Raw genomic sequence first — 25594 nt, forward strand, 5'->3', positions numbered from 1 at the left:
GGTTTCTTTTTGTATTCCACCAGCAAAAAAACGGGGCTGTCTCTCAGGTCATTTTATGACCCTTTTGAGACAGCCCCATGCTTCCTTTCAGCGCTCCATCTTTGCCGCACTCGCTCCCTCAGTTCCGGCGGCTTGAACGCGCCTCTAAAGGCGGATGGCCGCTTCGGCAAAATCCCGGATAATCTCCGCCAGCTGGTCCGGCGCTTCCATCATGCTCATATGGCCGGCGCCGGCGATCAAGGCTTGGACCACATGCGGCTTGTCTGAGGTGAATACCCGCTCCGGAGGAGCCAGACCGTCTTTCTCGCCGGCTACGAGAAGAACCGGAAGAGCGCTGGCAGAGACAACGTCTCGGCGGTCGGGCCGCTCCCGCATGCCGAGCGCCGCGCCCTCGGCTCCCTGCGGAGGCGTACGGTAACCGATCTCTTGCGCGCGCCGGATCAGCTCCGGTGCCGATTCCGCCGTCGCCGGCGCGAACAGTCCGGGCACAAGCCCGTCTACGAAGGATGTGATGCCCTGTGCGCGGATTGCGCTGACGGCGTTCAGCCGCTTCTCCTTCGCTTCGTCGCTGTCCGGAAAGGCCGTGGAATGAATAAGTCCAAAGGCGTTCAGCCGGGAAGCATGGCGCTGGGCGAAAGACAGCGCTATGTATCCGCCCATGGAATGTCCCAGCAGCACTGCCTTCTCTATCTCCAGGGCATCCAGCAGATCACGGACATCGTCGGCCATTTGATCCATGCTGTACGCGCCGAGCGGCGCATCGGATGCGCCATGCCCGCGCAGATCGGGGACGATAACCCGGAACCGGTCCTCCAGAAGCGGAACTACCTTCTCCCAGTAATAGGCGCTTCCGCAGAATCCATGCAGAAGCACCAGCGCTTCTCCTTGCCCTTGATCGCTGCAGCAGATCGGGCTTCCTTCACAACGAACGGCTTCCATGAATGCTTCCTTCTTTCTGTTCATTAAGTAGAGAATTATGTAATTCTGAGCGGATACTATTCATTAAGCCCGGTCTCCCCCGCTTGAAACTCCCGGCCTCCCGATGCCGAACCCGGCCGCCGCTGCCGCTGCGATCTGGTCGGCCATGCCCATGACCCGGTGAAGGGGCGTGGTCTGAAGCGTCCGGTACGGCTTCGGACCGGCTGCGGCCACGACTGCCGCCACACTGTAGTCTCCGACCGCCGGAAGAACCAGGCCGATCGACTGCGCCGGATGAAGGGGTCCCTCTGCCGCGAAGCAGAAGCCCACCGCCCAGGGCGGTCCCAGGCAGGCGTCAATCGCTACAATGATCCGGCCCGGCTGAATTCCCGCTGCCAGGGCACCGAAGGTATCGGCATCGCACGGGGCCGGAAGCGTGCCGATCACATGGGGAAACCCGGCCGCCGCCAGCAGACTGCCGGTCAGCGGGCCCAGTGCGTCTCCCGTCGAACGGTCTGTGCCGATGCACAGGAAGACGATCTCATCCGGATGATGCTTCTCCGCAATTTCGGCGAAGAACGAGGTCAGCCGGCCGCCGTCCATTTTGACGCGTCCGCTGCCTCCGTTGTGCTGTTCCCAGCCTGCCATACTCTTCCTCCTCTCCACCCGGCTTGTATCCTCACTCTATCACATTTCCCGGCGACGTTGCCAAACCGGGATGGTACCGGGCAGGTCTCCCATGATAAAATACAGGGAACCTCCAAGGAAGAAAGGAAGAACAGGATGGATTTGTCCAAACCGAGCCAGGAAGGCGTCGAGTTCATGATCGAGAGCATCAAGAGCAGTCTGAAGATGGCCACGGCTGCCGCCATGCAGGCTTCGGCCTTCTCGGTCGAGCAGTATGAAGATATCCGCGACATCTATGAGGTTGCAACCGGCAGCGACCGGCTCAGCATCGCGCAGGTAGAAGCGCTCGTCTCCGAGCTTGGGCGTCTGCGCAAGAACAGCTAGTTCCCCTATCTGTCTCCCCGCCCATGACACAGGCCCGCCTGATCTTCCGTTGTTACAGGAAGATCGGGCGGGCCTGTTGCGGGTCCACATGTCTCAAGTCTAAGGAAGATCAATCAGCACCAGTTCCGCATCTTCTCCGCTCCCTGTTCCCCGAATTCGCAGGTCATGGCTGCCGCGGATGCGCGCCGCATCTCCGGGTCCCAACCGGAAGCGCTCTTCCCCGCTGTCCAGTTCCGCATGACCGGAGAGGACATACAGATGGGTCCGCCGCTCGTTCGGCTGCGGGTAATGCAATTCCTGTCCGGTCTCCAGAGCGGAGACATACATCACTGCGTCTTCATTGACCGGAAGCGTCCCTTCTTCTCCTCTGCCCGAAACAATTGGCAGCAGCCGATTAAGCCGGAATTCCCGCGGATAATGCTTGGCGTCCCAGGCCGGCTGAAGCCCGGCCTGCTGCGGGAGCAGCCACACTTGCAGGAATCGGACGCTCCCGTCTTCGAGCGGATTGGTCTCGGAGTGCTGAATGCCGGTTCCGGCGCTCATGACCTGAACCGATCCCGCCTGAAGATCGGCATGGTTGCCTAAGCTGTCCTGGTGATGCAGCGTACCTTCTACTACATAGGTGACTATTTCCAAGTCATGATGCGGGTGTTCGTGCAGCCCTTGATTCGGCTCCAGTTGATTGTCGTTGTGGGCCAGCAGGCTGCCGAAATGGGCATTGGCGGGATCGTCATAATCCTTAAAGGCGAAACTGAACTCGCTGTGTATCCATCCCTTATTAGACGTATGTCTCTCCGCCGAACTCACTACCTTAATCATTGTAATGCACCTCCATGGGTGTTCAGAATTTTTGGGTAATTAGGCGCTTGATTTATGTAAAAATTACCCGTTCCGCCACTCCCTAATCAGAGGCGCTCCCCCACTCCCTCACGCCTGGCCGGAATGTTTCAGGGCAAAATGCCGCGTTTATATACGAAGTAAGATCAGCTTCAAGAGATTGAGGATTTCGCCAAAAAGGAGGCAAGAGCATGTGGGGACTTCTGATTAGCCTGATTATGGCCATTATCATCGGCATCATCGGCGATGCCATTGCCGGCGGCAAAATGCCCGGCGGCATTATCGGCTCCATGGTTGCCGGATTTATCGGCGCCTGGCTGGGTTCGTATCTGTTCGGCAGCTTCGGCCCGGTCATCGGTCACTTTGCCGTTGTCCCTGCCGTTCTTGGAACCGCGCTGTTGGTCTTCATTCTGGGGCTGTTCTCCAGAATCATACGGCGCGCCTCCTGATTCTGCGGCAATCCTACTATATTGATAAGGAGTGAATCGCAATGAACAAAGCAGAAACGGAATATCCGGCACAAAGCAGCAATACTTTTGTCAAAGGCGTATTTATCGGAGGACTGCTCGGAGCTGCAGCTGCACTCCTGTTCGCTCCGAAACCGGGCACGGAACTGCGCAGCGATCTTTCGGAGAAATTCGGCACTGCCAGCGACAAGACCAAGGAACTGACCGGCGTTGTCACCGAGAAGACCAAATCGCTGGCTTCTACCGTCGGCGAGAAGGCGTCTGATCTGGCCTCCACCGTGTCGGCCAAGGCGTCCGACATCTTCACGACCGTTGCCGACAGCAAGCAGCAGATTGCTTCTACGCTGTCGGAGACCGGCAAGAAGATCGGCGATACGGTCACCGATTCTTCCGCCGATGTAGCGGATGATGTAGCCGAAGCTTCCAAGGAAGTCTCCGACGAAGCGAAGAAGGCGACAAAGGATGTCACGGACGAAGCGAAGAAGGCGTCCGATGACGTGAAGTCCACTTACAAATCGAATTATTAAGCGCGGTAACCCGCTGCTTGGAAGCTACGATCCGACAATAGCCAGCTTACCGAAGCTGGCTATTGTTATGTAGCGTGTTATACAGCGGCATTCTAAATTGAAAGAGAGGCGATTCCTGATGCCACATCCTGATCCCAAGCCGGTCGGCAGCACCAAGTCCTATGAAGTAGACGAACATCCCTTTGAGCTTCGGCATGAGGTCAAACGGCTCAATGCCCGACTGGACAAGATTGCCGACTCTCTGGAGAAGTCGGAATTCAAGGACATTCTGGAGAATTATACCGATCCGAAGAAACGCATTATTACCAACCTGATGGCTGGTATTTCAAGAGGACTCGGTTTGTCGCTGGGGACCTTTGTCATTCTGGGTATCCTGGGCTATATTCTGAGTCTCTTCGTGGATGTGCCTGTCATCGGGCAATACCTGGCTGAAATCAAGAAATACATCGACGCCAACAGCTAAGACACACAGCGGAGCCTACCGCTGATGAAGGAGAGATTCCGATGACCGAATCAAGCAAAGGGCCGGCCGAGACGAATGTATATCCGTTTTCGACGGCCCATCATCTTTTTGGAGAGAGCGGATTCGAGAACGCCTCCGCTGCGCTCGGCGAGACTTATATTCTTCGCCTGTTCCACCCCGCCGACAGCGTGGAATATCTGTATGCCGTCCCCGGCATCCGCATCGGCAGCAATCTCGTGGTAGACTGGCAGCTCGCCGCCTTCGCGGCGGAGTCTCCGAAGCCTGCACCCGAGCAGATCGAGACGGAAGCCCGGCTGCGGGTCACCCTCTTGCGGGAGCAGCTCCAGAAGCATCGGCTGCAGGAGACCTCTTCCACGGAATCCGAATAGCGCTCCGCCAATACAGCGAAATCACCCAAAAGCCCCCGGCGCTTGTATCAGCAGCCGGGGGCTTCGCATTCCTTCGTATTAATAGGATGAATTCGACATGATTTGCTTCAATTTCTCGGTTGCGCGCTTCTGAATCCGGGATACGCTCATTTGGGAGACCCCAAGCTTCTGAGCAATCGCCCGCTGGGATTGTCCGTCCTGGAAAGCCAGCAGCAGCACCTTCTGCTCCTGCTCTTTCAGTTGGCCCAGCGCCTGCTGCAGATCCATGCGCTTCTCTACGGCATCGTAATCGTTGGCCTCGGAACTGATCAGCTCGCCGAGCGTCGCTCCGGTCTCTTCTTGAGACAGCGGGGAATCGAGCGACACATAATGATAGCACTCCCGGCCGGCCAGCACTTCCACGGTTTCTTCCACGGACAGCTCCAGGTACTGGGCAATTTCGTTCACATCCGGCGAGCGTTCCAGTCGAATTGTCAGCTCGTCAATCGCCTGCTGAACGAGGGCGCCTTTCTCCTTGATGCGCCGCGGCACCTGGATATACCAGGATTTATCCCGCAGGAAGTTCTTCATGTGGCCGATCATGCTCTTCATCGCGTAAGGCTCGAACGGGATGCCCAGGCTGATATCGTACTGCTGAAGCAGACGAATCAGAGCCATCTGGCCAACCTGGTACAGATCCTCATAGAGATCGGGCCGGTTGCGTGCGATTTTGCCGGCGGCCATTTTGACCATCGGCTCGTACTTGCGGATCAGGACCGTGGCAATCTCGTTGTCCTTGGTCTGCTGATATTCCCAAATTAGGCCTACCGCCTCATCCATGGACTCTGGGGGAGTCACATTTTCATTCATACTCGCTCCTCGCTGAGCGTAAGCCGTTTGGTGAGCGTGACAACCGTTCCTTTCCCCGCCTCGCTCGTTACGCTCACATCGTCCATCAGCGCCTGCATCAGATAGAATCCGAGGCCGCCAATCTGGACTTCGTTCAGATCTTTGTCATGCAGAGATAACCGATCACCCGAGGACTCCATACGTTCAAAGCTCTCCCCCTCGTCTTTGACCGTAATGGACAGGGCATCGCTCCCCACCTCGAATATTACGTCTACGATTCCGTCTTCCTGCCCATAGGCATAAAGAACGGAGTTGTTGCACGCTTCGGAGACGGCTACCTTCATATCTTCAATCTCTTCGTAGGAAAACCCCATTTTGGAAGCAATTCCGTATAAATTCAAGCGGACAATATCGACATATTCCGCGCTTGCGGGCAACTGCAGCGTCACTTTTTGCACATCATCGCTCATTCCTAATTCGATCCTTTCCTAGTGAGAGTTCTCTTGGGAAGCAAAAAATTTGGCAATTCCGGTCATGTCGAACAGCTTCTGAATCTGCGGCGGAACTTCCTCAACGGTGAACTTCACATCCATGCCATGTCTGGCTTTCAGAATCGAGAGCAGAATACCGATCCCGGTGCTGTCGATATATCGCAGATCTTTCAAATTAATCACAAGATCCAGTCCGGGGTCCCCGACGAGCGGTTCCATCACCAGACGAAAATCGGGAGCTACCGACAAATCCAACTCCCCGCTTAGAAAAACCGTGCATACCTTGCCCTCGGTTTGGGTTTGCGCCTGAAACTTTTCGCTTTTGTGAGTGTTCATAGACAATCTCTCCTGATTCATTGTTTTCTTTATCAATAACCCTTAATGGACAGGCTTGAATCATTAAAACGGGACATAATAACTTCCAAATTATGGGATCAGGCCAGCGAGCTGGTCGAATCCCCCTTGGAACAAGGCAGCAAGCCGGAAGGATAGCGAGACAATAAATGCCTCAGGCTCCCCAGCTTGAGCGGTTTGCTGATATAATCGTTCATTCCGGCAGCCTGGCAACGGGCCTGAATCCCCTCCATGACATTGGCCGTCATGGCGACAATCACTGCCGAATCGGCGTTCGGACCTCCCGAGGCCCGTATCGCCGCCGTTGCTTCCAGCCCGTCCATGACCGGCATTTGCAGATCCATGAGAATCATATGGTATGGCCGCTCGGCCGCATACTGCACAGCCTCCGCACCGTCCTTCGCAATGTCCGCCCCATAGCCAAGCTTGTCCAGCATGCCGATCATCAGACGCTGGTTGATCGGGTGGTCGTCCGCCACAAGAATCCGCTGCCGCTGGCGGATCCCCGCGCCCCCTCTCTCCTCTTCCTCCGGGTCCCGCGGACCGCGCGGATCTTCTTCAGGCAGTCCGGCTGTGATGGTGAAGATGAAGGTCGCCCCCCGCTCTTCCGCCGTCTCGACACGGATGTCGCCACCCATCATGCCGACCAGCGATTTGCAGATGGCCAGGCCGAGACCGGTGCCGCCATACTTGCGTGTCATCGAGGAATCCAGCTGGGAGAACGGCTGGAAGAGCCGGTCGCATTTCTCCGGCGAAATGCCGATTCCCGTATCCTTGACCGTGAACTCCACGACGACCCGGTCGCCCTCGAACCGGGCGGCATTCGCGACCAGATACACACCGCCCTGGTTCGTGAACTTGAGAGCATTCGAGACGAGATTCATCAGAACCTGGCGAAGCCGGGCCATGTCGCCGTACATCAGCGTCGGAAGCTTCTCGTCGACGAAGTAGGCAAGCTCCAGATTCTTCTTGCCCGCTTCAGCCGAGAACAGGCTGAATACTTCCTGGATACAGGAGCGGACCTCGAAGAGCTGTGACTCCATCTCCATTTTACCCGATTCCATCTTGGTGAAATCCAGGATGTCATTGATGACCGTGACCAGTGTGTCGGCGCTGCGGCGGATAATATCCGTGTACTCCTTCTGCTCCTCGCTTAGCGGCGTCTCCATCAGCAGATCAATCATCCCCACCACCCCGTTCATGGGCGTCCGGATCTCATGGCTCATCATGGCCAGGAACTCGGTCTTGGCTTTCGCGGCAATCTCCGCCGCATCTTTGGCCTTGATCAGCTCCTGATTGATCCGCTCCAGTTCCAGCGTCTTCTGTTGCAGCAGCATGGACTGGTTCTGATGGCGCTTCGTCGTCAGGTACATATCGACAAAGCCATCTATTTTGGATTTCAGAATCTGCGGAATGAATGGTTTGACCATGTAATCAATCGCACCCGCAGAATAGCCTGCGAACAGGTGCTCCGCATCCTTGCTGTTGGCCGAGATGAAGATAATCGGGATATCTTTCGTCTTCTCCCGGGCTTTGATGAGCTTGGCGGTCTCAATCCCGTCCATCCCTGGCATCTGCACATCGAGGACGATAACCGCATATTCGGCTTTTAACAAGCATCTTAGCGCTTCTTCGCCCGACCCGGCCTTGACCAGCACGTACTGCGGGCTCTCCAGCACCGCTTCCAGTGCCAGAAGGTTCTCCGGACGATCGTCTACCAGCAGGATATGAATCGGTTCTTGAACCCCCATAGGCCCCTCCTAGCAATTCATTTTACTTTACGATAGATTTTTTCCACTCTATCCAGGGGTTCGTAGCAGTCGCTGTACCTGGTGAAATGAATGGATTCCTTCGCACCGAGGACGAGCACTCCGAAGCGGCTCAGGCTCTCGTGGAACAAGCCATGGACATGGTCGCGGAGTTCGTCGTTGAAATAAATCATTACGTTGCGGCACAGAATAACGTTGAATTCGTTAAATGATGTATCGGTCGCCAGATTATGCTCGGCAAAGATTATATTTTTACGCAGATAGGGCTGGAAAATGACCGAATTATACTTGGCGGTATAATATTCGGAGAACGAGCCCGTACCTCCCGCTTCCAGATAGTTCTTGGTATATTGCTTCATCTTGCTGATTTCGTAGACGCCTTCCTTGGCCTGCTGCAGGGAACGGTTGTTCATATCGGTCGCATAGATGCGGGCTTTCTCATACAAGCCTTCTTCATGCAGTAGAATCGCCATGGAGTAGACTTCCTCTCCCGTTGAACAGCCTGCGTGCCAAATGCGGATGTACGGATAGGTACGCAGCAGCGGAACCACTTTGCGCCGAAAGGCAAGAAACAATTCAGGGTCGCGGAACATCTCGGTAACCGGGATCGAAATACTGTAGATAAAACGCTCGAAGCACTCCCGGTCATGAAGCACCTTATCCTGAAGCGCGGATATCGTAGACACATTCTCCGCATGGACATGATGCCAGATTCTCCGCCGTAGGGAAGGGAGCGCATAATTGCGGAAATCGTAGCCGTACATCCGGTGAATCCCGCTCAACAGCAATTCAATTTCAATTGTCTCCAGTTCGCTGCCGCTGACATCCTCGAAAGCCGGGTCCCCGAATTCCCAGTTATTAGTAAACATAGCTTCCAGCTCTCCCTGCGAGGCGTTGCATTCGGTTTCAGCGCCTTGAAGTCATAAACCTTGTACATGTATTACCCCGATTCTTGCGTCACGAATACAGCCAGACGCGCATTAAAGACAAAAGCTGGTCCGTGTCGATCGGCTTCTTCATATAATCGGAAGCGCCGGCTTCAATGCACTTGCCCCGGTCCTCCTTCATCGCTTTGGCCGTCAGGGCAATGATTGGCAGCTTGGCATACTGCGGCATCTCGCGGATTCTCTTCATTGCTTCGTAGCCGTCCATCTCCGGCATCATCATATCCATCAGGACGAGATCGAAATCATGGGCCGCCAGCATTTCCAGCGCCTCTCGCCCGTTCTCCGCAAATTTAACCTCCATCTGATAGCCTTCGAGCATACTCGACAGGGCAAAGACATTGCGGATATCATCGTCCACCAGCAAAATCCGCTTGCCTTCGAACAACTCTTCCTTGTTGTGCAGCTTCTGAAGAATCCGGCGCTTGTCTTCCGGCAAGTTCGCTTCCACCCGGTGCAGGAACAGCGTCGTTTCGTCCAGGAGGCGTTCCGGCGAGCGCACATCCTTGATAATGATGGATTCCGCATACTGACGGAGCCGGGTCTCTTCCTTGCTGTCCAGATCCTTGCCGGTGTAGATAATGATCGGCAGATCGTTGAGTTCTTCGTCATCGCGGATCTGGTCCAGCAGCTCGAAGCCGTCCATATCGCCCAGCATGAGATCCAGCACCATGCAGTCGTAATGCTGACGGCGCAGCTCGGCCAGCGCCTCCGCTCCGCCCGAGACCGCTGTAATGGCTACATCGTCGTAGCCGATCAGTTCCATGATGGAACGGCGCTGGATGTCGTCGTCCTCGACGATCAGCAGATGTTTCAGCGTGCTGGAGGTGTAGGCCTCGATCTGGGTAAAAGCCTGCTCCAGCGCTTCCCGCGAGGAAGGCTTGCGCAGATAGGCCATGGCTCCCATCATCAAGCCCTGCTTCGGTTCGTCGATCACCGAGACGACGTGAACCGGAATATGCCGGGTCTCCGCCGAGCTCTTGAGCTCGCGCAGGATGCCCCATCCGTCGATGACCGGAAGCTGGATATCCAATATAATGGCATCCGGCAAATAGGTCTTCGCCATTTCGAGTCCGACATCGCCCTGAAGGGCGGCCAGTGCCTTGAATCCGCGGCTGCGGGCCATATCCAGCAGAATCTTGGCGAACTTGACGTCATCTTCAATTACAAGCAGCACTTTATCGTTCGCCGCCAGTTCTTCCCGGTCGTCGGGAATCCGCAGCGGCTCGGCCGCTTGGGAAGCCGCCGCCTCGGTCACAGCCGGGATCGGATACACGGCCGTCGGCAGACCCATGAAGGTCTCGGCGCCCGGCTCTTTCGCCTTGCGGACGTACTCGCCGTTGACCGGCAGGAACAGCGTGAATTCGCTGCCTTGACCCGGCTCGGAATCCAGTACAATCGCTCCGCCGATCAGGCGGGCCAATTCCCGGCTGATGGACAGGCCCAGGCCGGTACCGCCATATTTGCGGCTGGTCGTGCCGTCCGCCTGCTGGAAGGCTTCAAAGATGAGATCGCGCTTGTCCTCCGGTATGCCGATGCCGCTGTCTCTGACGGATACAGCCACATAATCCCCGGCGGGCAGCCCGGCCGGCAGAAGCTCTTCGCCGGCCCGGGCGATTTTGAATTCTACAAAGCCTTGGCTCGTGAACTTGAACGCATTGGAGAGCAGGTTCCGCAGAATCTGCTTGAGCCGGTGACCGTCCGTCATGAGGACATCCGGCAGCGGCTCGTCGAACAGAATGCGCAGGCTCAGATTCTTCTTCTGGGCCACCGGAGCAAAATTCTGCTTCACAAACGTCTTGATTTCGACCAGCGGGACCGCTTCGCGGTTCAGTTCCATCTTCCCGGCGTCAATCTTGGACAGATCCAGAATCTCGTCAATCATCTTCAGCAGGTCTGCGCCCGAAGTGTGGATGGTCTGCGCGAATTCAAGCTGCTTCTCGGTGAGATTGCCGTCCTTGTTCTCGCTTAAGAGCTGCGACAGAATGAGCAGACTGTTCAGCGGCGTCCGCAGCTCATGCGACATATTCGCGAGGAACTCGGATTTGTACTTGCTTGTAATGGAGAGCTGCCGGGCCTGCTTCTCAAGCTGGCTTCGCGCTTCCTCGATCTCGCCCCTGCTCTCTTCGACGATCTGCACCTGTTCTTCCAGGGAACGCGTCTTGGCGATCAGTTCCGTATTGTAATGCTCCAGTTCTTCCTGCTGGCGCTGCAGCAGCTCTTCGGAGCGCTTCAGCGCTTCCGTCTGCTCTTCCAGATTCTCGTTGGAACGGCGCAGCTCTTCCTGCTGCGTCTGCAATTCCTCGGACTGGCACTGCAATTCTTCCGTCAGCGCCTGGGATTCGCGGAGCAGCTCCTCCACCTTCAGGCGACGGCTGATATTATTGAGAATAACGCCGAGATTCACGGCGAGCTGTGCCAACAGCTCCTGATGCAGCGGCGTGAACGCCGAGAAGGCGGCGAATTCCATAACGCCGAGCACTTCTTCCTCGAAGACCAGCGGGTAAATCGCAACATGTCCCGGGAGATGCTCGCCCGAAGCCGAGGTTACCTTGAGGTAATCCGCCGGCGTCTCGTCCAGCACAATCGTCTTCCGGTCCACTGCGGCCTGCCCTACAAGTCCTTCACCGATATGGAAGCTCTCGGGACGGCTGCTGTCCATCGCATAGGACCCGGCCAGCCTCAACCGGTCGGCGCGGCTCTGTTCCTTCAAATACACGGCGCCGAACTGGGCGCCGAGCACCGGCGTGAACTCGCTGATGAACATCTGGGCGATCTGGTCCAGAGAATTGACGCCCCGGAGCAACTCGGTGACGCGGGCGACGTTCGCATTCAGCCAGGAGCGGTCGCGCTGGGCGTCGGCGTAGGCTTTTTCCAATTGCTGCTTCTGCTCAATATCTTCCGCCATCTTCTTGAAGACATGGGCGATCTCGCCGATCTCGTCCTTGGAGGCGATCCGGATGCGCCGAATCGCCTTCAGCTTGCCGCTGCCGAAGCTCGAGATCATCATGGATACCGTGTTCAGGCCGCGGGTGATGCTTGGCAGCACCCACAGAATCACGCCCAGCCCAAGCAGAAGACCGACGATCATGATGACGGATACCGCCTGAATGGAACGCTCATACGCTGACTTGGAATCGCTGATCTCATCGGAGATGGCCCGATCCTCGAAGTCCGCCAGGCTGTTCAGACTGTTCAGCATTTCAATTTGGGCCGCCAGACCGGTATTGTTCCGGTAAGCGTTGGCCTTGACGCTCTCGCCCCGGTCAAGCATCTCCAGCACCTGCACACGGTAGGTCTCGAACGCATTCCAGGAGTCTTCCACCTGCCGGGCCAGCTGCTGCTCGTCCGCCGTCTTCTCGGCATCGCGAAGCGTCTTCAAGTATTCCTGCGCTCTGTTGAGCATCCGGTTCATTTCGCTGCGCTGGGCATCGCTGTCCGTCGCATCCGGATTCAGCAGCAGGTTGGCCAGTACGCGGGAAATATCGTTCGCCTCGCCCCGGAATCCCGAGGAGGCGCGGATCTTCTGATAACGATCCTGGTAGATGCTGTCAAGCTGATGGTTCATAAATTTAAGCCGATCGAAGCCGACCATCGTCAGGGCGAGCATAATGACAAGCAGCGCGCTGAAGCCGATCAGCAGTTTGGCCTTGATCTTCATTCCTTATCGTTCCCTTTCTCCTAGCGTTATCCATACCAGACACTTGTCGTCGTCCCGATTGCTCTGGGCGCCGGTAAGGAAGGTTTCCCGCATTTCCTTCTCTCTCCATCCGTGTTCGCCTCTCAACCGCTCAATAAGGAACTCCAACTGGTCTTCCTGGCCGCCCTCGGCCATCTCCAGCAGACCGTCCGTATAGAGCGTCAGATGGCCTTCTCCCTCATAAGTGAGCGTCTGCGGCTGAATCTCAATCCGGTCGAACAGTCCGACCGGATGGCTGTTGCTCTCCAGCAGCACGGGACGTTCCCGGCCGTCTTCAAAGAACAGCGCCGGCGGATGGCCGGCGTTGACATAGTCAATCCGCTTCAGCCTTGTGTCTATAACCATATAGATTGCCGTAAAATAATATTGGATCAATTGGTTCTCGATATAGAGCTGATTGAACCGCCGGTTAAGCTCCTGGACCACTTTCGCCGGTTCGACAAAAGTAGTAACGGTATCCTTCAATACAGACGCAATGAACATGCAGAACAGCGACGAGGAAATGCCGTGCCCCATCATATCGAGCAGTACAACGCCGTACCGGCCGTCGCCGAGCGGGTACCAGGAATACAGATCCCCGGCCAGCTCGTAGGAGGGCTGATAGAGAGCGTGAACCTGAAATTCCGGCTCTTCAATCGGGAGGCTGAGCACCGCGTTCTGAACGAGCGCCGCCAGCTTCAGCTCATCCTGAATCCGCTGATCCCGTTCCTTGTGCCAGTCTTTCTCCTGCTTAAGCCGGAGCGCCAGACGGATTCGGGCCATCAGTTCCACCTTGTTGATCGGCTTGGTTACATAGTCGACCGCACCGGCGTCCAGCGCTTCGGCCAGTTTCTTGGAATCGCCGACAGCCGTCACCATAATAATCGGAATATCGCGCAGCACTTCATGCTGCTGAATAATGCGGCAGGCTTCGATTCCGTCCATCTCGGGCATCATCATATCGAGCAGAATCAGATCGACATCGGACTTCCATGGACGTTCGCTGCTGATCTGCCGGTCGGCTCCAAGCCGCTTCAGCATATCCCGGGCTGAGGACTCTGTAACAATATTCCGGTAGTCCTCTTTCTTCAGAATCTCCCGGATAATAATGATATTGGTTGGATTATCGTCCACAATCAAAATTCTCATGGGTTCACCTCGCAAAGCGATATATAGAGAAAAGACAAGTATTCTTCAAAAATCGACCCACTACCATTTAACTATATCACAGCCTGATTTGTTCAACAAAGCAACCTCCAGCCCCACTGGAAGTGGTTCTGGAGGTTCCCTCATTCACCATATGTTGGGAGGCATATAGGCATCAAGACCGGGCCGCCTTCTTGGCTACCAGAAGAACCTTGCCCTGGTTCAATTCTTTCTCATAGAATTCAGCTTCGGAGTCGCTGAAGCCGAGAGAAGCAATCTTCGCGCGCAGCTCGCTGCCGCGGGAACGGAACAGATCCGCTACTATACCGAGCAGGCCTTCTTCCTGCCTTCCGACCTCATTCGCATCGGCCGCTTCCGCGATACGGTCCTCTCGGTCCTGATCGTAGCTGATGACATAGATCTCCTCCTTCGTATAACCGCCGTCCTTCAGACGGTTGATCTCCTCAATGGCGTTAACGCCGTTCTCCACAAGCTTGGCGTAAGCCTGAGTACGAATGGGATCCATGACTGCATTCTCCTTTACGCTAAAAGTTCCGACTATTCATTAACCGGAGTACCGGGAAATGAAACACCGTTCAGGAGGAAAATTCATCGAACAAATCTATGCCTTCCCAAGCTCCGCTCGACGGATTGCGGTAAATTTTCAGTGCCGCCGTACCGCGCATATAGACGTCGCCGTCTTCTGCGGCATAATCCACCCGGCCCAGTACGCTCCGAAGATCCGAAGCAAGCGGGTCAATGGTTCGTCCATTGATAACCAGCCCGTACTCCCTGGCCTGCTGCGGCTCTACATGTACATACACGACCAGCCCTCCTTCCACGCCGACCGTAGCATCGGCGTAGCGGTAAGCCTCACCGCCGGCAATCGGGTCCGGCATAATGGAGACAGGGTCCCCCTTCGCCTGGAGCAGCTCTTCACGGCTGGAGAAGAGCGCAGCTCCGGCCAGCGAGTCGAAGCTGGACAGATAAAGGTCCGCGCTGCCTGCCGTCAGCAGAGAATAGACCGGAGCAGCGATGTTCCGGACTTCCCGGGGCGGCTCTGTGCCCATTGCGGAATCCGGTGTCTGAAAGAAAGGGAACACTAAACTCAGAAGCAGGAGAACTGTATGCATGCGGCGCCGCCTTTCTCTCGGTAACCGATACCGTTATTTGACCCGTGCCGTTATTTCCGGTATTTCTGCCACAGGCCTGCCGCAACGTCGACGCCTTTCATGACGGCCGTCAGTTTGCCCGTGTTCTTCTTCGGATAGGAAGCCTCGTAGCTCTTGAGCGTCCGCTCTTCGGCCGGCGACAGCGGAGCCTTGTCGATGGAGATCGCTTCGCTCTTCGACTTCAATTCCCGGCCCTTGCGGAATTTCTCGATTACCGTAACCGAGACCTGCTTGACGGTCAACGTCAGTTCGCTCAGCACTTCACCCAGATTCTGAACAGAATCCATAATCGGATCGATCTTCTGGATCTTCCCTTGGACATCGGCTGTGATGTCGTTGGCGTGCCGTACGGTGGTCTTCACTTCATAAGTAAGCTCATCAATGGTCTTCTGCACTTCCTGAAGCGTCTGGCTGACTTTGTCGAGCGAGGTCTTCGCGGAGTTCAGGGTCTTGACCAAGAAGAAGACCAGGACGGCGAATGCAATGGCTACTAGTGCGATACTGAGATCAATAATCATTAAGGGTGTGCTCCTTCCGTTCGGTTCGTATTTGTGTCTCAATATTGACTAGTTACCCCTGCTTTCCGGGACCGAAACAACGGTCCGGCGCAGGCTTTCCGGCGTCATCTCCCCTTTGTTTCAAAGCCCGAGGGACGCGTTTATAGATGGACTACACCAACAATTGAAAGGGTGAACCAATCATGCTGAGATGGTCTGTGCTTCTCCTTGTAATCGCGCTGATCGCCGGAGTATTCGGATTCTTCAATATTGTGGCGGCATTGGTCGGCATTGCCAAAATTCTGTTCTTCGTCTTCCTCGTCCTGTTCGTCATTTCGCTCTTCACGGGACGCCGGGGACGAACGATGTAGCCGGTTATCCGGCCCCAGCCGCTTCAATCTTATGTATATGCGCCTGCCAGTGCTCGAATCGCCCCGGCCGCGCCGCCCAAGCCCGGAAATTTCGCAGGCCCGGAAGCCGCCGAATCTCCGGGTTTTGTGCGTCCGGGAAGTATACTCTCCCCTCCTTCGAAGAGTCCTCAAATTTCTTGCAGCGAAAAGATGGTTCATCGTGCCCAATTTATGTTTACTAGGATATTGATCACACGGCATCTTCTATAAACCATAGGGAGGTAATTGATTCATGAAAAAGTTCGCAACAATCGCAGCAGCCATCGGCTTGACCGCAGCGCTGGCCGGAACGGCCGCAGCAGCCGACACCGCAACCGGAACAACAGCTACGACTTCCACTGTGACCGGCAGCACATACACGCTGGTGCCGGAACCGGTAATCACTCCGGCTGATCTGAAGCCTGCCACGCCGATGATTATTCTGACTCGTCCGGCAGCCTTCTACCTCTCCAGCACTTCCCTGACTCCTTCCGGCGTTCTGGCTCCGCAGACAGTTGATACCACAGGCAACGTCATGACCGACGCGATGGGCAACGAGTGGAGAGAAATCTACACCTGGCTGGGCAAAGCCTGGATCAAGGTCCCTGCTTCCGCTTATGTAATCACGCCGTAAACGGAGCGGCACCGCTTCACCGGCACTCCAACTTGTCCTGACCATAGAGTCTCTACATAACCGGGCAGCCAGGCCGTCAGGTTCCGGCAAAGCCCTCCAAGCGCAACCGGTCGGGATGTTCACACTGAAGAAGGGTATTTCCTCAGCCGTACCCGGCCGTGGAAATACCCTTCTTCCGTTTAAGCACCCGTCACAAACGTGTACCGCGTCCGCTTCCCGACTGCTGAATATTTATATTTCAGTGGATGACCGAACCTCCGTACAGGAATCGGTACGTCCAAGAAGCGCTGATCGTATCCACACGCACCCCGCCTGAAGCCTTCGAGTACGTATGAAGCATCTGTCCATTGCCAAGATAGACGGCAACATGAGTGATGACGGCGGCGGACTTGTCGATCCCGGCGTAAGCCGAAGCCGAATTGCCTCTGTAGCTCATAAAGAACATAAGGTCCCCGCGCTTCAGACCGCCAATCTCCGAAACCGCCTTGCTGTCCGACAGAATCCAGGCGCCTTGAGCCCGGGAATCGGCCGGCAGCGTAAGCGATGCGGCTTCCTTGAAGATCTGCCGGACCAGATCCGAGCAGTCGAACGTAGCCGTGTCGCTTCGGCTGGAGCCATATTCGTACGGCGTTCCGAGGTACTTCATTCCGGCACTAATCACTTGTTCGATTCTCGCTGCCGCATCTCCTGCCTGTCCGGCAGAAAAAGCCGATGCAGGTTCTGCCGGAGCAGGCGAATCGCCTGCGGCCGGTGGCAGAAGCCGGATGTAACGCTCAAGCGAGCTCGCGTAACCGATCCGGCCCTCCGGTGTCCGAATCTTATAGAAGTAATCCGTCGGCTGATCCAGTATCGTAACGGTGCTTCCCTGTTTCAAATACGTCAGGAACCGCCCTTCCAGCGAAGGCTGGTCGCGCAAATTTACCGTAGAGACAATGACTGCGCTGCGTCCGGCCAGCGTAGCCGGCGACGCGGAGTTCCCCGCCGCGTGAACCGTTGCGGCGCCTGCCGCACTGCCCGCGCCGGCTGCAATGCCGACTGCCCACAAAGCGGCAGCCGCCTGTCTGATCCATTTATGCATAATGTCGTTCCCCCGATGACTGAAGATCCGAAATCCAACAAGGCGCGCGCAGCCGTCATTGTTTTTCTGCCCTCATTATAGGCTTCGCCTCCGTCCGGGAGCATGAACCAAACTTCATAAATCCGAGTGCCAATTCATGGAACCGGAGTGAGTCTACAGTCTCGATTCCTCCTTGGAATTGGTGGAAATTACAGAGAATTAGGAAGAGGCCTCCGTCTTCGGTTCCACATGGACATGCACATTGAAGATATTATGATGCTTGCTCATCCGTTCTTCAATCGTGTCGCTGATAAGATGGCTCTCCATCACCGTCAGTCCGGGATCGACCTCGACCACGACATCGACCAGCACCAGATTGCCGTGAATACGAGCCTTCATGTCCTTGATTCCCTCCACGCCCGGGATCCGGGCAATGGTGCTGCGCAGGTCCAGCAGCTTGTCTTCGTCGAATCCGTCGGTCAACCGGTACGTGGAATCCCGGAAAATGTCCCAGGCCGTCTTGACGATCAGCAGACCGACGAGGACGGCGGCTGCCGGGTCCAGCCAGGGCAAGCCCAACTGGGCGCCGACGATTCCCACCGCGGCGCCGATGCTGACCATCGCATCCGACAGATTATCCTTGGCCGCAGCCATCAGCGCGCTGTTGTTGATCTTCAGCGCCAGCCGGCGATTGTACAGGTAAACTCCCAGCATCACCACAGCGCAGACCACGGCAATCCCCGCCGACCAGATATTCGGGTCTGCGCGTTCTCCGCGCAGCAGAGAGCGCGAAGAATCCAGAATAACCTGAAAGCCCACCATCGCCATAATGAAGGAGGCCAGCAGCGCCGCCACCGTCTCCGCCCGGAAGTGGCCATAGGCATGGTCCGAATCCGGCGGTTTGCGCGAGATGCGCAGTCCGATCAGGACGGCCAGCGACGCTACAATATCCGTAAGGTTATTGAAACCGTCGGCCAGCAGCGCGCTGGAAGCGAACCAATAGCCGCTTATCAGCTTCAGGGAAGAGAGAATGAGATAAGCCGCAATGCTGATCATCGCTCCCCGCTCGCCCTTGCGTATGTCTTCATAGATGTCTGTCAATTGCCGACACTCCCCTGCTTAAGTTCATTCACCTATCCTAGCAAACGGCGGACTGGTGGGTCTAGAGAAACAGTTTTGCCGCTCCGCAAAGAAGATGGCCCCGTCCATTTGCCTTGGCCGGCGCTTCCCGCCGGGAACAGCTTCAACTATTCTTGCCCTTGTAGACCTATTTAAAAACCTTTAAAATCAAGGTGTATGCCAGAGATTGCCGCATTCCTTTGACGGAGGTTACCCAAGATGAACGAGAGCAATGACAGACCGAAAGTGAATCTCGCCGACGCCATTAAGGCCAAGCTGGAGCAGAAGAAACAGCAGAACAGCGCGAAGCCCGGCTCCTTCCAGGCCGGAACGGCCAAGACCCTGAAGACCCAGAACAACAAGAAGCCGAACAACCAGCGCCGCCGCACCGGCGGGTCCTGATTGCCCGCGCCCGGCTTGTCCTGTCCGCCAACAACGCAGGATTGACGCAAGGCCTGCAAGAAACCGTTCCTTCCGCTTCTGTCCTCACGAAGCGGGGAACGGTTTTTGTTAGCAGCACATACGGAAGGGGCCGTCCCCAGCCATTGAATGGCGTGTGGGACGGCCCCCTTTTTTGACAGATCTTACACTTCCACCGGATACATCCGCTGGCGCAATTCCTTGACCTCGTCGTTCTCCAGATATTCGTCGTAGGACATGACGCGGTCGATAATGCCGTTAGGCGTAATCTCGACGATGCGGTTCGCGATCGTCTGGATGAACTGATGGTCATGCGAAGTGAACAGAATCGTGCCGTCGAAGTCGATCAGCCCGTTGTTCAGCGCGGTAATGGATTCGAGATCCAGGTGGTTCGTCGGCTCGTCGAAGACGAGGACGTTCGCGCCGTTGAGCATCATCTTCGCCAGCATGCAGCGCACCTTCTCGCCCCCGGACAGCACACTCGCCTTCTTCAGCGCTTCTTCTCCGGAGAACAACATCCGGCCCAGGAATCCGCGCAGGAACGTCTCGTCCTGATCTTTGGAATACTGGCGCAGCCATTCCACGAGATTCATCTCCACGCCGTCGAAGAACTTCGAATTATCCTTCGGGAAATACGCCTGCGTCGTCGTAACGCCCCATGTATATTCGCCTGCATCGGCTTCCTGCTCGCCCATAATGATATCGAAGAACGTCGATTTCGGCAGCCCGTTCGGGCCGACGAACGCGATCTTGTCGCCTTTGTTGACCACGAGTCCGAATTCGTCCAGCACCTTCTCGCCGTCCAGCGACTTGGTCAGACCGGTAACCGTCAAAAGCTGCTTCCCGGCTTCGCGCTCCGGCTTGAAGTTCAGGAACGGATATTTGCGGTTCGACGGACGGATGTCGTCGAGGGTAATTTTGTCGAGCTGCTTCTTCCGGGACGTCGCCTGCTTCGACTTGGAGGCGTTGGCGGAGAAGCGCTGAATGAACGCCTGCAGCTCCTTGATCTTCTCTTCCTTCTTCTTGTTGGACTCGCGCTGAAGCGCGAGCGCCAGCTGGCTGGACTCGTACCAGAAGTCGTAGTTGCCGACGTACATCTGGATTTTGCCGAAGTCGATGTCCGCAATATGCGTACAGACCTTGTTCAGGAAGTGACGGTCATGGGATACCACGATAACGGTGCCTTCATAGTCCATGAGGAAGTTCTCGAGCCATTGAATCGATTCCAGATCCAGATGGTTGGTCGGTTCGTCCAGCAGCAGGTTGTTCGGACGGCCGAACAGCGCCTGGGCCAGCAGGACGCGGACCTTCTCGTTGCCGGACAGCTCCGCCATCTTCTTGTCGTGCAGCTCGCGCGGAATGCCGAGACCGATCAGGAGCGCGGCGGCGTCCGGCTCGGCGTCCCAGCCGTTCAGCTCCGCGAATTCGCCTTCCAGCTCGCCGGCGCGCAGGCCGTCCGCTTCGGAGAAGTCGGATTTGGCGTACAGCGCATCCTTCTCCTTCATGATCTCATACAGCCGGGTGTGGCCCATGATAACGGTCTCCAGCACCGGATATTCGTCATACTCGAAATGGTTCTGCTTCAGCACGGCCATCCGTTCGCCCGGCGTAATATGAACTTCGCCCGTGTTCGGTTCAATCTCGCCGGAGAGAATCTTCAGGAAGGTCGATTTGCCGGCGCCGTTCGCTCCGATCAGACCGTAGCAGTTCCCGGGAGTGAATTTTATATTGACATCTTCAAAAAGTGCGCGCTTTCCGTAGCGGAGGGTCACGCCGCTTGTACTGATCATGTTCGCATTACCATCCTTTTCACATAGGTTTCCGGCCTATTATAGCATAAAACCCGGCGGCCCGGTTGGGATGGACCGCGCGGAATTTGAGATTGCCCGTCCGGCTTCGTAAATTACTCAAAAATAAGATAAACTAAAGCTATAACCGCACGCAAGGCAGGCGACACTACGGGGCGGCGCACCCGCCCGAAGGGAGACCGACATGAAGATAACCTTTATTGAGCCGACGCCGAGTCCCAACACCATGAAGCTGCATCTGGACGAGAGTCTGGAGCCCGGCGTCCGCCGTACCTATACCCCGGATACCCTGCGCTCCGCTCCGGCCTGGGCGCGCGAGATGCTCGCGATTCCGGGCGTGGACAGCGTCTTTCACACCGCCGACTTCGCGGCGCTCGAACGGAGACCCCAAGCCGACTGGGCGGCGATTCTGCGCGAGGTGCAGATCCGGTTCGGCGGCGAAGGCCTGAGCGGACCCGATTTTGACCCCGGCGACGAGAACGCGGGCGCCCACTTTGGAGAGGCGCAGGTATTCGTCCAGATGTTCCGCGGCATTCCGATGCAGATTCGGGTCAAAACGCCGGGCGGCGGCGAAGAGCGGATCGCCCTCTCTTCCCGGTTCACCCAGGCGGTGACGGAGGTCGCCAGCGCGACGCTCATCAAAGAGCGCAAGCTGACGGATTACGGCGTCCGCTACGGCGAACCCGCCGACATCGCCCGGGAAGTCGAGCAGGAGCTGGAAGCCGCCTATCCGCAGGAGCGGCTGGACTCGGTGGTCCGGCAGGCGATTGCCCACGGGGCGAAGGGCGAGTTCGTCGAGCAGCGCAGCAAGCGGCCGGAAGCCGAGCTGCTCGCTGCGCTCGGCAGCGGGGACTGGCGCGAGCGCTACGCCGCGCTGGAGGATCTGACGCCGAAGCCGGAACTGCTGCCGCAGCTCGCCAAGGCGCTGCGCGATCCGAAGCTGCAGATCCGCCGGCTCGCCGTTGTCTATCTCGGCGATCTCCGGACGCCCGAAGCGATGGAGCTGCTCTATGAAGCGATGCGGGACAGCGCTCCGGCGGTCCGGCGCACCGCCGGAGACACCCTGTCCGATATCGGCAATCCTGCGGCGACGAAGGTCATGCTCTCGGCGCTGTCCGATTCCAGCAAAATCGTCCGCTGGCGAGCCGCCCGCTTCCTCTATGAGGTCGGCACCGCCGAAGCGCGGGACGCCCTCCAGGGAGCGGCGGACGACCCGGAATTCGAGGTCGGCCTCCAGGCCCGCATGGCGCTGGAGCGGATCGAGTCCGGCGAGGAGGCGGCCGGAACCGTCTGGCAGCAGATGTCGGAGCGGCGCCGTTCCTAGCGAACGGAATTCCGTTAATTGTCATTGCTTCCCGCCGGGTCTTCGGCTATACTGGCAACTGGCAGTTTATAAACGAATGAAGAATGATACGCCTCATCATACTCACGATGAGGTAGAGGTCGCGGAGATCAAGAGTACGCACGGGGAGACGCAGCAGCCGTCAGTGAGCCGTCCGGAAAGGGAAATCCGCCGAAGTCCGTCTGTCGCTGGTGAACAGACGGGCTGGGGCCGTTGCCGAAAGGGACGGAACTGTCACGCTTCAAGGAGAATCTGCCGGGCATCGCCCGGTTCTGGTTGTCCCTGCGGCGTGTTGCGCTATCTTCACGGGAGAGTACGATGCGGCAGCCGATACAGGATGAACCGCAGCGCTGTTGCTCTGCGGTTCTTTGTTGTTTCCCCGCAGCTTCCACCCACTCCCCTTTTATGAACTTACCGTATCCCACATCACGAACAGAGGAGTGTTCTGCATGACCCCTACCACGAACAGCGGCGGCCTTCGCAAGAGCTTCAAGGCCCGCCACATGACCATGATCGCCCTCGGCGGCTCGATCGGAACCGGACTGTTCCTTGCCAGCGGCGGCGCCATTGCCTCGTCCGGACCGGGCGGCGCCCTGCTTGCGTACGCCGCCGTCGGCCTGATGGTCTTCTTCCTGATGACCAGTCTCGGCGAGCTCGCCACTTACCTGCCGGTATCCGGCTCCTTCAGCACCTACGGCACCCGGTTCGTCAGTCCGGCCTTCGGCTTCGCCATCGGCTGGAACTTCTGGTACAACTGGGCCGTCACGATTGCAGCCGAGCTGTCGGCCGCCACCGTCATCATCAAATACTGGTTCCCGGGCAGCAACTCCATGCTCTGGAGCCTGCTGTTCCTCGTGCTGATGTTCGCGCTCAACGCCCTGTCGGCCCGCGGCTACGGGGAGTCCGAGTACTGGTTCGCCCTCATCAAAATCGCCACCGTCATCGTGTTCCTTGTCGTCGGCGTCCTGATGATCTTCGGCATCCTCGGCGGGAAATCCACTGCCGGGCTGGATACCTTCAATCTGGGCGGCGGTTCCTTCCACGGCGGGTTCTTCGCCTTCGTCGGGGTCTTCATGGCCGCCGGCTTCTCCTTCCAGGGAACCGAGCTGATCGGCGTTGCCGCCGGCGAGAGCGAGGACCCGCGCCGGAACGTTCCGATCGCCATCCGCCGCGTGTTCTGGCGCATTCTGATCTTCTATATCTTCGCCATCCTGGTGATCGGCATGATTATCCCGTACACCAATCCCGACCTGCTTCGCGGCGGGGTCGATGACATCGGCGTCAGTCCCTTCACCATCGTCTTCAACAAGGCCGGGCTCGCCATTGCCGCCTCCGTCATGAACGCGGTCATTCTGAGCTCGGTGCTCTCGGCCGGCAACTCCGGCATGTATGCGGCCACCCGGGTGCTCTACGCCATGGCCCAGGACCGCATGGCCCCGCGCGCGCTCGGACGCCTTACCCGGCGCGGGGTTCCGCTCAATGCCCTGCTTGTCACCACCGCCGTCGGCATGCTTGCCTTCCTCGCCTCCCTGTTCGGCGACGGAACCGTCTACACTTGGCTGCTGAACGCCTCCGGGATGTGCGGGTTCATCAACTGGCTGGGCATTGCCCTCTGCCATTACCGCTTCCGGCGCGCTTTCCTCGCGCAGGGGCGTTCGCTGGATGAGCTGCCGTACCGGGCAAAGTGGTTCCCGTTCGGCCCCCTCTTCGCCTTCGCGCTCTGTCTGATCGCCGTGCTGGGCCAGAATCTCGGCGCCTTCACCGGCGGCTCGGTCGACTGGTACGGCCTGCTCGTCTCTTATGTCAGTCTGCCGCTCTTCTTGGCCGTCTGGATCGGGTATGCCTGGAAGCGGAAGAGCCGGATCATTCCGCTCACCGAATGCGATCTGACCCCGCATCCCGAGTAACGGACGGGTGGTCCGTAACAGCCGGCAAGCAGCGGCAGAGACGGTCTTCCGCCAATCCTAGAGAATAAGAAAGCGGCAGCCCCGGGATTGCTCCCGGAGCTGCCGCTTTCTTGCGTCGTACAGCCTGCCCGCAGACAGGGAAGGAAGCCGTCAGCTCTTCCAGTTCACTTCCACCTTCAAATCATTCGTCCCTGCAAGCCGCTCCGCACTGTAGGAGAGACTCTCGAATCCGAGCTTATAGAGCTGCTGCAGATCCGACTTCAGACTGCTCTCGCCGCCCCGGTAGCGGAATTGGACCGAAGTTCCGCCTTCTGCCTTCTTCTGCAAGGCCAGAATGCCGAGTTCCGCCGCCGAACCGACCGCCTGCTCCTCGTTCAGAATATCATAGCCCAGATCCTTCTCCAGCGCCCGGTAGACGGCGGCTTCGCTGCCGCCCGCCGCGGCCAGCTTCTCCAGCGTCCCGGCATACACCGTACCGGCTGCGGGGTAATCCCGCGTCCAGCTGTGGTCCTGACGCATCTGCGCATCGCTCAGCAGATAGTAATTGGTGGAGGCTTCCCCGCTCCGGTCCGGCAGCGGGTCATCCCAGGTCGTGTCCAGATGATACCATTTGCCCTCAAGCTGAACGAGATTCCAGGCATGGGACTGGGATCTTCCGTTCTGCCGGGCGGTGCCTTCCGCAATCCGGACCGGAATGCCCGCCGCCTTCAGCAGCTTGTAAGTCAACAGCGAATACCCCTGGCAGACCGCGCTGCCGTCGTGAAGCGCCTCATAGGCGGTATAGCGGGTATAAGAGAGATCATATCTCAAGTTCAGCACCACCCAGTCATGGATGGCCTTCACCTTCTCATGCGGGTTCATGCCCGGATGGACGATCTTCTGAAGAACCGCCTTCACTCTGGCATCGACATAAGCCGTCTCCTGGAGACTCTCCCGGTATTTCAGCTTAACCGATACCTGTGCCGATTTGGACCCGCCCTGATACGAATAGGCATAGCTGTCTACAATGTAATAGAGATACGGATCCCTTGCCATCGCCTGCTCGATAGAGGTCTTGATGGCCGCCTTCAGGCGGGACGTCGAGCCTGCATAGGCGAAGCTGACTCCTTCTCTCCGGTTAGTCATGGCCCCCGCCAGCCGGGCCGTCATTTCGGCGGTGTTCCGCAGCGCCGCATCCTTGGAGGCAGCGTACGCTTCGTCCCGCCCCCAGTACACGACTGGAGGAACCGCCGCGGCGACCAGCATGCCGAGCAGAACGGCCTTTGTTATTTTTCCCATCCTCTTCAGCCTTCCCGCTTCTGGTTTGGTCTTCGGCCCGGACCGTAAGTGGGTCCGGACTCACATACTTCCATATTTTACTTGGGATTATCGGAGTTTCCAATGCGGCCCGAGCGCTAACTTTGCGCCAGGATGGCACGGTGTTCAG

27 protein-coding genes and 1 riboswitch are annotated in these 25594 nt (G+C 57.4%); of the genes, 10 read left to right on the top strand and 17 right to left on the bottom strand.

Translation table 11 applies throughout. The annotated features are described in order from the left end of the window. Nucleotides 1-144: 144 nt before the first annotated feature. Both RBI05_RS17845 and yyaC read right to left on the bottom strand, forming a co-directional pair. A complete protein-coding gene (locus tag RBI05_RS17845; protein ID WP_150458824.1) occupies nt 145-939 on the bottom strand; it encodes an alpha/beta fold hydrolase in 795 nt (264 codons plus the stop codon). Between the two features lie 63 nt (nt 940-1002). Then, nucleotides 1003-1566: a spore protease YyaC gene (gene yyaC / locus RBI05_RS17850; RefSeq protein WP_150458823.1), complete on the bottom strand. Its 564-nt coding sequence runs from the start codon at nt 1564-1566 to the stop codon at nt 1003-1005. 135 nt (nt 1567-1701) lie between these two features. On the opposite strand from yyaC, the gene RBI05_RS17855 reads away from it, so the two are divergent. Further along, on the top strand, nt 1702-1929 hold the full coding sequence (locus tag RBI05_RS17855; protein WP_310552035.1) for a DUF1128 family protein: 228 nt from the start codon (nt 1702-1704) through the stop codon (nt 1927-1929). Between the two features lie 99 nt (nt 1930-2028). Here the strand turns inward: RBI05_RS17855 and RBI05_RS17860 are convergent, their stop codons facing one another. Continuing rightward, nucleotides 2029-2748 carry a pirin family protein gene (locus RBI05_RS17860; protein WP_310552036.1) on the bottom strand — a complete coding sequence of 240 codons (720 nt, stop codon included), beginning with the start codon at nt 2746-2748 and terminating at the stop codon, nt 2029-2031. Between the two features lie 209 nt (nt 2749-2957). On the opposite strand from RBI05_RS17860, the gene RBI05_RS17865 reads away from it, so the two are divergent. The 4 genes from RBI05_RS17865 to RBI05_RS17880 all read left to right on the top strand — a co-directional run bounded on the left by RBI05_RS17865 (nt 2958) and on the right by RBI05_RS17880 (nt 4612). After that, nucleotides 2958-3215: a GlsB/YeaQ/YmgE family stress response membrane protein gene (locus RBI05_RS17865; protein WP_150458820.1), complete on the top strand. Its 258-nt coding sequence runs from the start codon at nt 2958-2960 to the stop codon at nt 3213-3215. A 41-nt stretch (nt 3216-3256) separates the two neighbouring features. Further along, nucleotides 3257-3760, top strand: coding sequence for a YtxH domain-containing protein (locus tag RBI05_RS17870; protein WP_150458819.1), 504 nt, complete (start codon nt 3257-3259; stop codon nt 3758-3760). A 118-nt stretch (nt 3761-3878) separates the two neighbouring features. Further along, on the top strand, nt 3879-4223 hold the full coding sequence (locus tag RBI05_RS17875) for a DUF5665 domain-containing protein (protein ID WP_150458818.1): 345 nt from the start codon (nt 3879-3881) through the stop codon (nt 4221-4223). Nucleotides 4224-4264: 41 nt separating this feature from the next. Continuing rightward, on the top strand, nt 4265-4612 hold the full coding sequence (locus tag RBI05_RS17880; protein WP_150458817.1) for a hypothetical protein: 348 nt from the start codon (nt 4265-4267) through the stop codon (nt 4610-4612). Nucleotides 4613-4690: 78 nt separating this feature from the next. Here the strand turns inward: RBI05_RS17880 and RBI05_RS17885 are convergent, their stop codons facing one another. The 10 genes from RBI05_RS17885 to RBI05_RS17930 form a co-directional block, all read right to left on the bottom strand. Continuing rightward, nucleotides 4691-5461, bottom strand: a complete 771-nt coding sequence (locus RBI05_RS17885) for a sigma-70 family RNA polymerase sigma factor (protein ID WP_150458816.1) — start codon at nt 5459-5461, stop codon at nt 4691-4693. Next, on the bottom strand, nt 5458-5910 hold the full coding sequence (gene rsbW, locus RBI05_RS17890; RefSeq protein ID WP_150458815.1) for an anti-sigma B factor RsbW: 453 nt from the start codon (nt 5908-5910) through the stop codon (nt 5458-5460). The genes RBI05_RS17885 and rsbW overlap by 4 nt, the downstream gene beginning before the upstream one ends. A gap of 18 nt (nt 5911-5928) precedes the next feature. After that, the gene (locus RBI05_RS17895; protein WP_150458814.1) at nt 5929-6267 is read right to left on the bottom strand and encodes an STAS domain-containing protein; all 339 of its coding nucleotides are present in this window, start codon (nt 6265-6267) and stop codon (nt 5929-5931) included. 98 nt (nt 6268-6365) lie between these two features. Beyond that, on the bottom strand, nt 6366-8036 hold the full coding sequence (locus RBI05_RS17900) for a response regulator (protein WP_310552037.1): 1671 nt from the start codon (nt 8034-8036) through the stop codon (nt 6366-6368). Between the two features lie 17 nt (nt 8037-8053). After that, on the bottom strand, nt 8054-8923 hold the full coding sequence (locus RBI05_RS17905) for a CheR family methyltransferase (protein WP_150458812.1): 870 nt from the start codon (nt 8921-8923) through the stop codon (nt 8054-8056). 88 nt (nt 8924-9011) lie between these two features. Then, nucleotides 9012-12659 carry a response regulator gene (locus tag RBI05_RS17910; protein WP_310552038.1) on the bottom strand — a complete coding sequence of 1216 codons (3648 nt, stop codon included), beginning with the start codon at nt 12657-12659 and terminating at the stop codon, nt 9012-9014. A 3-nt stretch (nt 12660-12662) separates the two neighbouring features. Next, a complete protein-coding gene (locus tag RBI05_RS17915) occupies nt 12663-13826 on the bottom strand; it encodes a SpoIIE family protein phosphatase (protein ID WP_310552039.1) in 1164 nt (387 codons plus the stop codon). Nucleotides 13827-13998: 172 nt separating this feature from the next. After that, nucleotides 13999-14349: a general stress protein gene (locus tag RBI05_RS17920; RefSeq protein ID WP_150458809.1), complete on the bottom strand. Its 351-nt coding sequence runs from the start codon at nt 14347-14349 to the stop codon at nt 13999-14001. 70 nt (nt 14350-14419) lie between these two features. Further along, entirely contained in the window at nt 14420-14956 is a 537-nt protein-coding gene (locus tag RBI05_RS17925) for a hypothetical protein (protein WP_310552040.1), read from the bottom strand. Nucleotides 14957-15006: 50 nt separating this feature from the next. Further along, a complete protein-coding gene (locus RBI05_RS17930) occupies nt 15007-15513 on the bottom strand; it encodes a DUF948 domain-containing protein (protein WP_310552041.1) in 507 nt (168 codons plus the stop codon). A 182-nt stretch (nt 15514-15695) separates the two neighbouring features. Between RBI05_RS17930 and RBI05_RS17935 the strand changes: the two genes are divergently transcribed. Then, a complete protein-coding gene (locus RBI05_RS17935; RefSeq protein WP_150458806.1) occupies nt 15696-15863 on the top strand; it encodes a DUF1328 domain-containing protein in 168 nt (55 codons plus the stop codon). 271 nt (nt 15864-16134) lie between these two features. After that, complete coding sequence (locus RBI05_RS17940; protein ID WP_150458805.1) at nt 16135-16515, top strand: hypothetical protein; 381 nt, start codon at nt 16135-16137, stop codon at nt 16513-16515. 238 nt (nt 16516-16753) lie between these two features. On the opposite strand, the gene RBI05_RS17945 is transcribed toward RBI05_RS17940, so the two are convergent. Beyond that, nucleotides 16754-17593, bottom strand: coding sequence for a C40 family peptidase (locus tag RBI05_RS17945; RefSeq protein ID WP_150458804.1), 840 nt, complete (start codon nt 17591-17593; stop codon nt 16754-16756). A 198-nt stretch (nt 17594-17791) separates the two neighbouring features. Beyond that, on the bottom strand, nt 17792-18628 hold the full coding sequence (locus RBI05_RS17950) for a cation diffusion facilitator family transporter (RefSeq protein ID WP_408638348.1): 837 nt from the start codon (nt 18626-18628) through the stop codon (nt 17792-17794). Nucleotides 18629-18910: 282 nt separating this feature from the next. Between RBI05_RS17950 and RBI05_RS17955 the strand changes: the two genes are divergently transcribed. Continuing rightward, nucleotides 18911-19093, top strand: coding sequence for a hypothetical protein (locus tag RBI05_RS17955; protein WP_150458802.1), 183 nt, complete (start codon nt 18911-18913; stop codon nt 19091-19093). Nucleotides 19094-19275: 182 nt separating this feature from the next. Here the strand turns inward: RBI05_RS17955 and RBI05_RS17960 are convergent, their stop codons facing one another. Next, nucleotides 19276-20901, bottom strand: coding sequence for an ABC-F family ATP-binding cassette domain-containing protein (locus RBI05_RS17960; RefSeq protein WP_150458801.1), 1626 nt, complete (start codon nt 20899-20901; stop codon nt 19276-19278). 202 nt (nt 20902-21103) lie between these two features. Here RBI05_RS17960 and RBI05_RS17965 point away from each other — a divergent pair, with 202 nt between their 5' ends. Together RBI05_RS17965 and RBI05_RS17970 are read left to right on the top strand one after the other, a co-directional pair. Further along, the gene (locus RBI05_RS17965; protein ID WP_310552043.1) at nt 21104-22243 is read left to right on the top strand and encodes a conserved virulence factor C family protein; all 1140 of its coding nucleotides are present in this window, start codon (nt 21104-21106) and stop codon (nt 22241-22243) included. A 105-nt stretch (nt 22244-22348) separates the two neighbouring features. Then, nucleotides 22349-22569, top strand: a riboswitch (Lysine riboswitch). 141 nt (nt 22570-22710) lie between these two features. Further along, nucleotides 22711-24168 carry an amino acid permease gene (locus RBI05_RS17970; protein WP_310552044.1) on the top strand — a complete coding sequence of 486 codons (1458 nt, stop codon included), beginning with the start codon at nt 22711-22713 and terminating at the stop codon, nt 24166-24168. Between the two features lie 150 nt (nt 24169-24318). On the opposite strand, the gene RBI05_RS17975 is transcribed toward RBI05_RS17970, so the two are convergent. Continuing rightward, nucleotides 24319-25446, bottom strand: coding sequence for a transglutaminase domain-containing protein (locus tag RBI05_RS17975; protein WP_310552045.1), 1128 nt, complete (start codon nt 25444-25446; stop codon nt 24319-24321). Between the last annotated feature and the right edge of the window lie 148 nt (nt 25447-25594).

Source organism: Paenibacillus glufosinatiresistens (genome assembly GCF_031470375.1).
In the GTDB taxonomy this organism is placed as follows: domain Bacteria; phylum Bacillota; class Bacilli; order Paenibacillales; family Paenibacillaceae; genus Paenibacillus_AQ; species Paenibacillus_AQ glufosinatiresistens.

Coding starts and splice junctions, on each gene's coding strand:
- RBI05_RS17845 (WP_150458824.1), bottom strand. CDS start 939: ATGGAAGCCGTTCGTTGTGAAGGAAGCCCGATCTGCTGCAGCGATCAA.
- yyaC (WP_150458823.1), bottom strand. CDS start 1,566: ATGGCAGGCTGGGAACAGCACAACGGAGGCAGCGGACGCGTCAAAATG.
- RBI05_RS17855 (WP_310552035.1), top strand. CDS start 1,702: ATGGATTTGTCCAAACCGAGCCAGGAAGGCGTCGAGTTCATGATCGAG.
- RBI05_RS17860 (WP_310552036.1), bottom strand. CDS start 2,748: ATGATTAAGGTAGTGAGTTCGGCGGAGAGACATACGTCTAATAAGGGA.
- RBI05_RS17865 (WP_150458820.1), top strand. CDS start 2,958: ATGTGGGGACTTCTGATTAGCCTGATTATGGCCATTATCATCGGCATC.
- RBI05_RS17870 (WP_150458819.1), top strand. CDS start 3,257: ATGAACAAAGCAGAAACGGAATATCCGGCACAAAGCAGCAATACTTTT.
- RBI05_RS17875 (WP_150458818.1), top strand. CDS start 3,879: ATGCCACATCCTGATCCCAAGCCGGTCGGCAGCACCAAGTCCTATGAA.
- RBI05_RS17880 (WP_150458817.1), top strand. CDS start 4,265: ATGACCGAATCAAGCAAAGGGCCGGCCGAGACGAATGTATATCCGTTT.
- RBI05_RS17885 (WP_150458816.1), bottom strand. CDS start 5,461: ATGAATGAAAATGTGACTCCCCCAGAGTCCATGGATGAGGCGGTAGGC.
- rsbW (WP_150458815.1), bottom strand. CDS start 5,910: ATGAGCGATGATGTGCAAAAAGTGACGCTGCAGTTGCCCGCAAGCGCG.
- RBI05_RS17895 (WP_150458814.1), bottom strand. CDS start 6,267: ATGAACACTCACAAAAGCGAAAAGTTTCAGGCGCAAACCCAAACCGAG.
- RBI05_RS17900 (WP_310552037.1), bottom strand. CDS start 8,036: ATGGGGGTTCAAGAACCGATTCATATCCTGCTGGTAGACGATCGTCCG.
- RBI05_RS17905 (WP_150458812.1), bottom strand. CDS start 8,923: ATGTTTACTAATAACTGGGAATTCGGGGACCCGGCTTTCGAGGATGTC.
- RBI05_RS17910 (WP_310552038.1), bottom strand. CDS start 12,659: ATGAAGATCAAGGCCAAACTGCTGATCGGCTTCAGCGCGCTGCTTGTC.
- RBI05_RS17915 (WP_310552039.1), bottom strand. CDS start 13,826: ATGAGAATTTTGATTGTGGACGATAATCCAACCAATATCATTATTATC.
- RBI05_RS17920 (WP_150458809.1), bottom strand. CDS start 14,349: ATGGATCCCATTCGTACTCAGGCTTACGCCAAGCTTGTGGAGAACGGC.
- RBI05_RS17925 (WP_310552040.1), bottom strand. CDS start 14,956: ATGCATACAGTTCTCCTGCTTCTGAGTTTAGTGTTCCCTTTCTTTCAG.
- RBI05_RS17930 (WP_310552041.1), bottom strand. CDS start 15,513: ATGATTATTGATCTCAGTATCGCACTAGTAGCCATTGCATTCGCCGTC.
- RBI05_RS17935 (WP_150458806.1), top strand. CDS start 15,696: ATGCTGAGATGGTCTGTGCTTCTCCTTGTAATCGCGCTGATCGCCGGA.
- RBI05_RS17940 (WP_150458805.1), top strand. CDS start 16,135: ATGAAAAAGTTCGCAACAATCGCAGCAGCCATCGGCTTGACCGCAGCG.
- RBI05_RS17945 (WP_150458804.1), bottom strand. CDS start 17,593: ATGCATAAATGGATCAGACAGGCGGCTGCCGCTTTGTGGGCAGTCGGC.
- RBI05_RS17950 (WP_408638348.1), bottom strand. CDS start 18,628: ATGATCAGCATTGCGGCTTATCTCATTCTCTCTTCCCTGAAGCTGATA.
- RBI05_RS17955 (WP_150458802.1), top strand. CDS start 18,911: ATGAACGAGAGCAATGACAGACCGAAAGTGAATCTCGCCGACGCCATT.
- RBI05_RS17960 (WP_150458801.1), bottom strand. CDS start 20,901: ATGATCAGTACAAGCGGCGTGACCCTCCGCTACGGAAAGCGCGCACTT.
- RBI05_RS17965 (WP_310552043.1), top strand. CDS start 21,104: ATGAAGATAACCTTTATTGAGCCGACGCCGAGTCCCAACACCATGAAG.
- RBI05_RS17970 (WP_310552044.1), top strand. CDS start 22,711: ATGACCCCTACCACGAACAGCGGCGGCCTTCGCAAGAGCTTCAAGGCC.
- RBI05_RS17975 (WP_310552045.1), bottom strand. CDS start 25,446: ATGGGAAAAATAACAAAGGCCGTTCTGCTCGGCATGCTGGTCGCCGCG.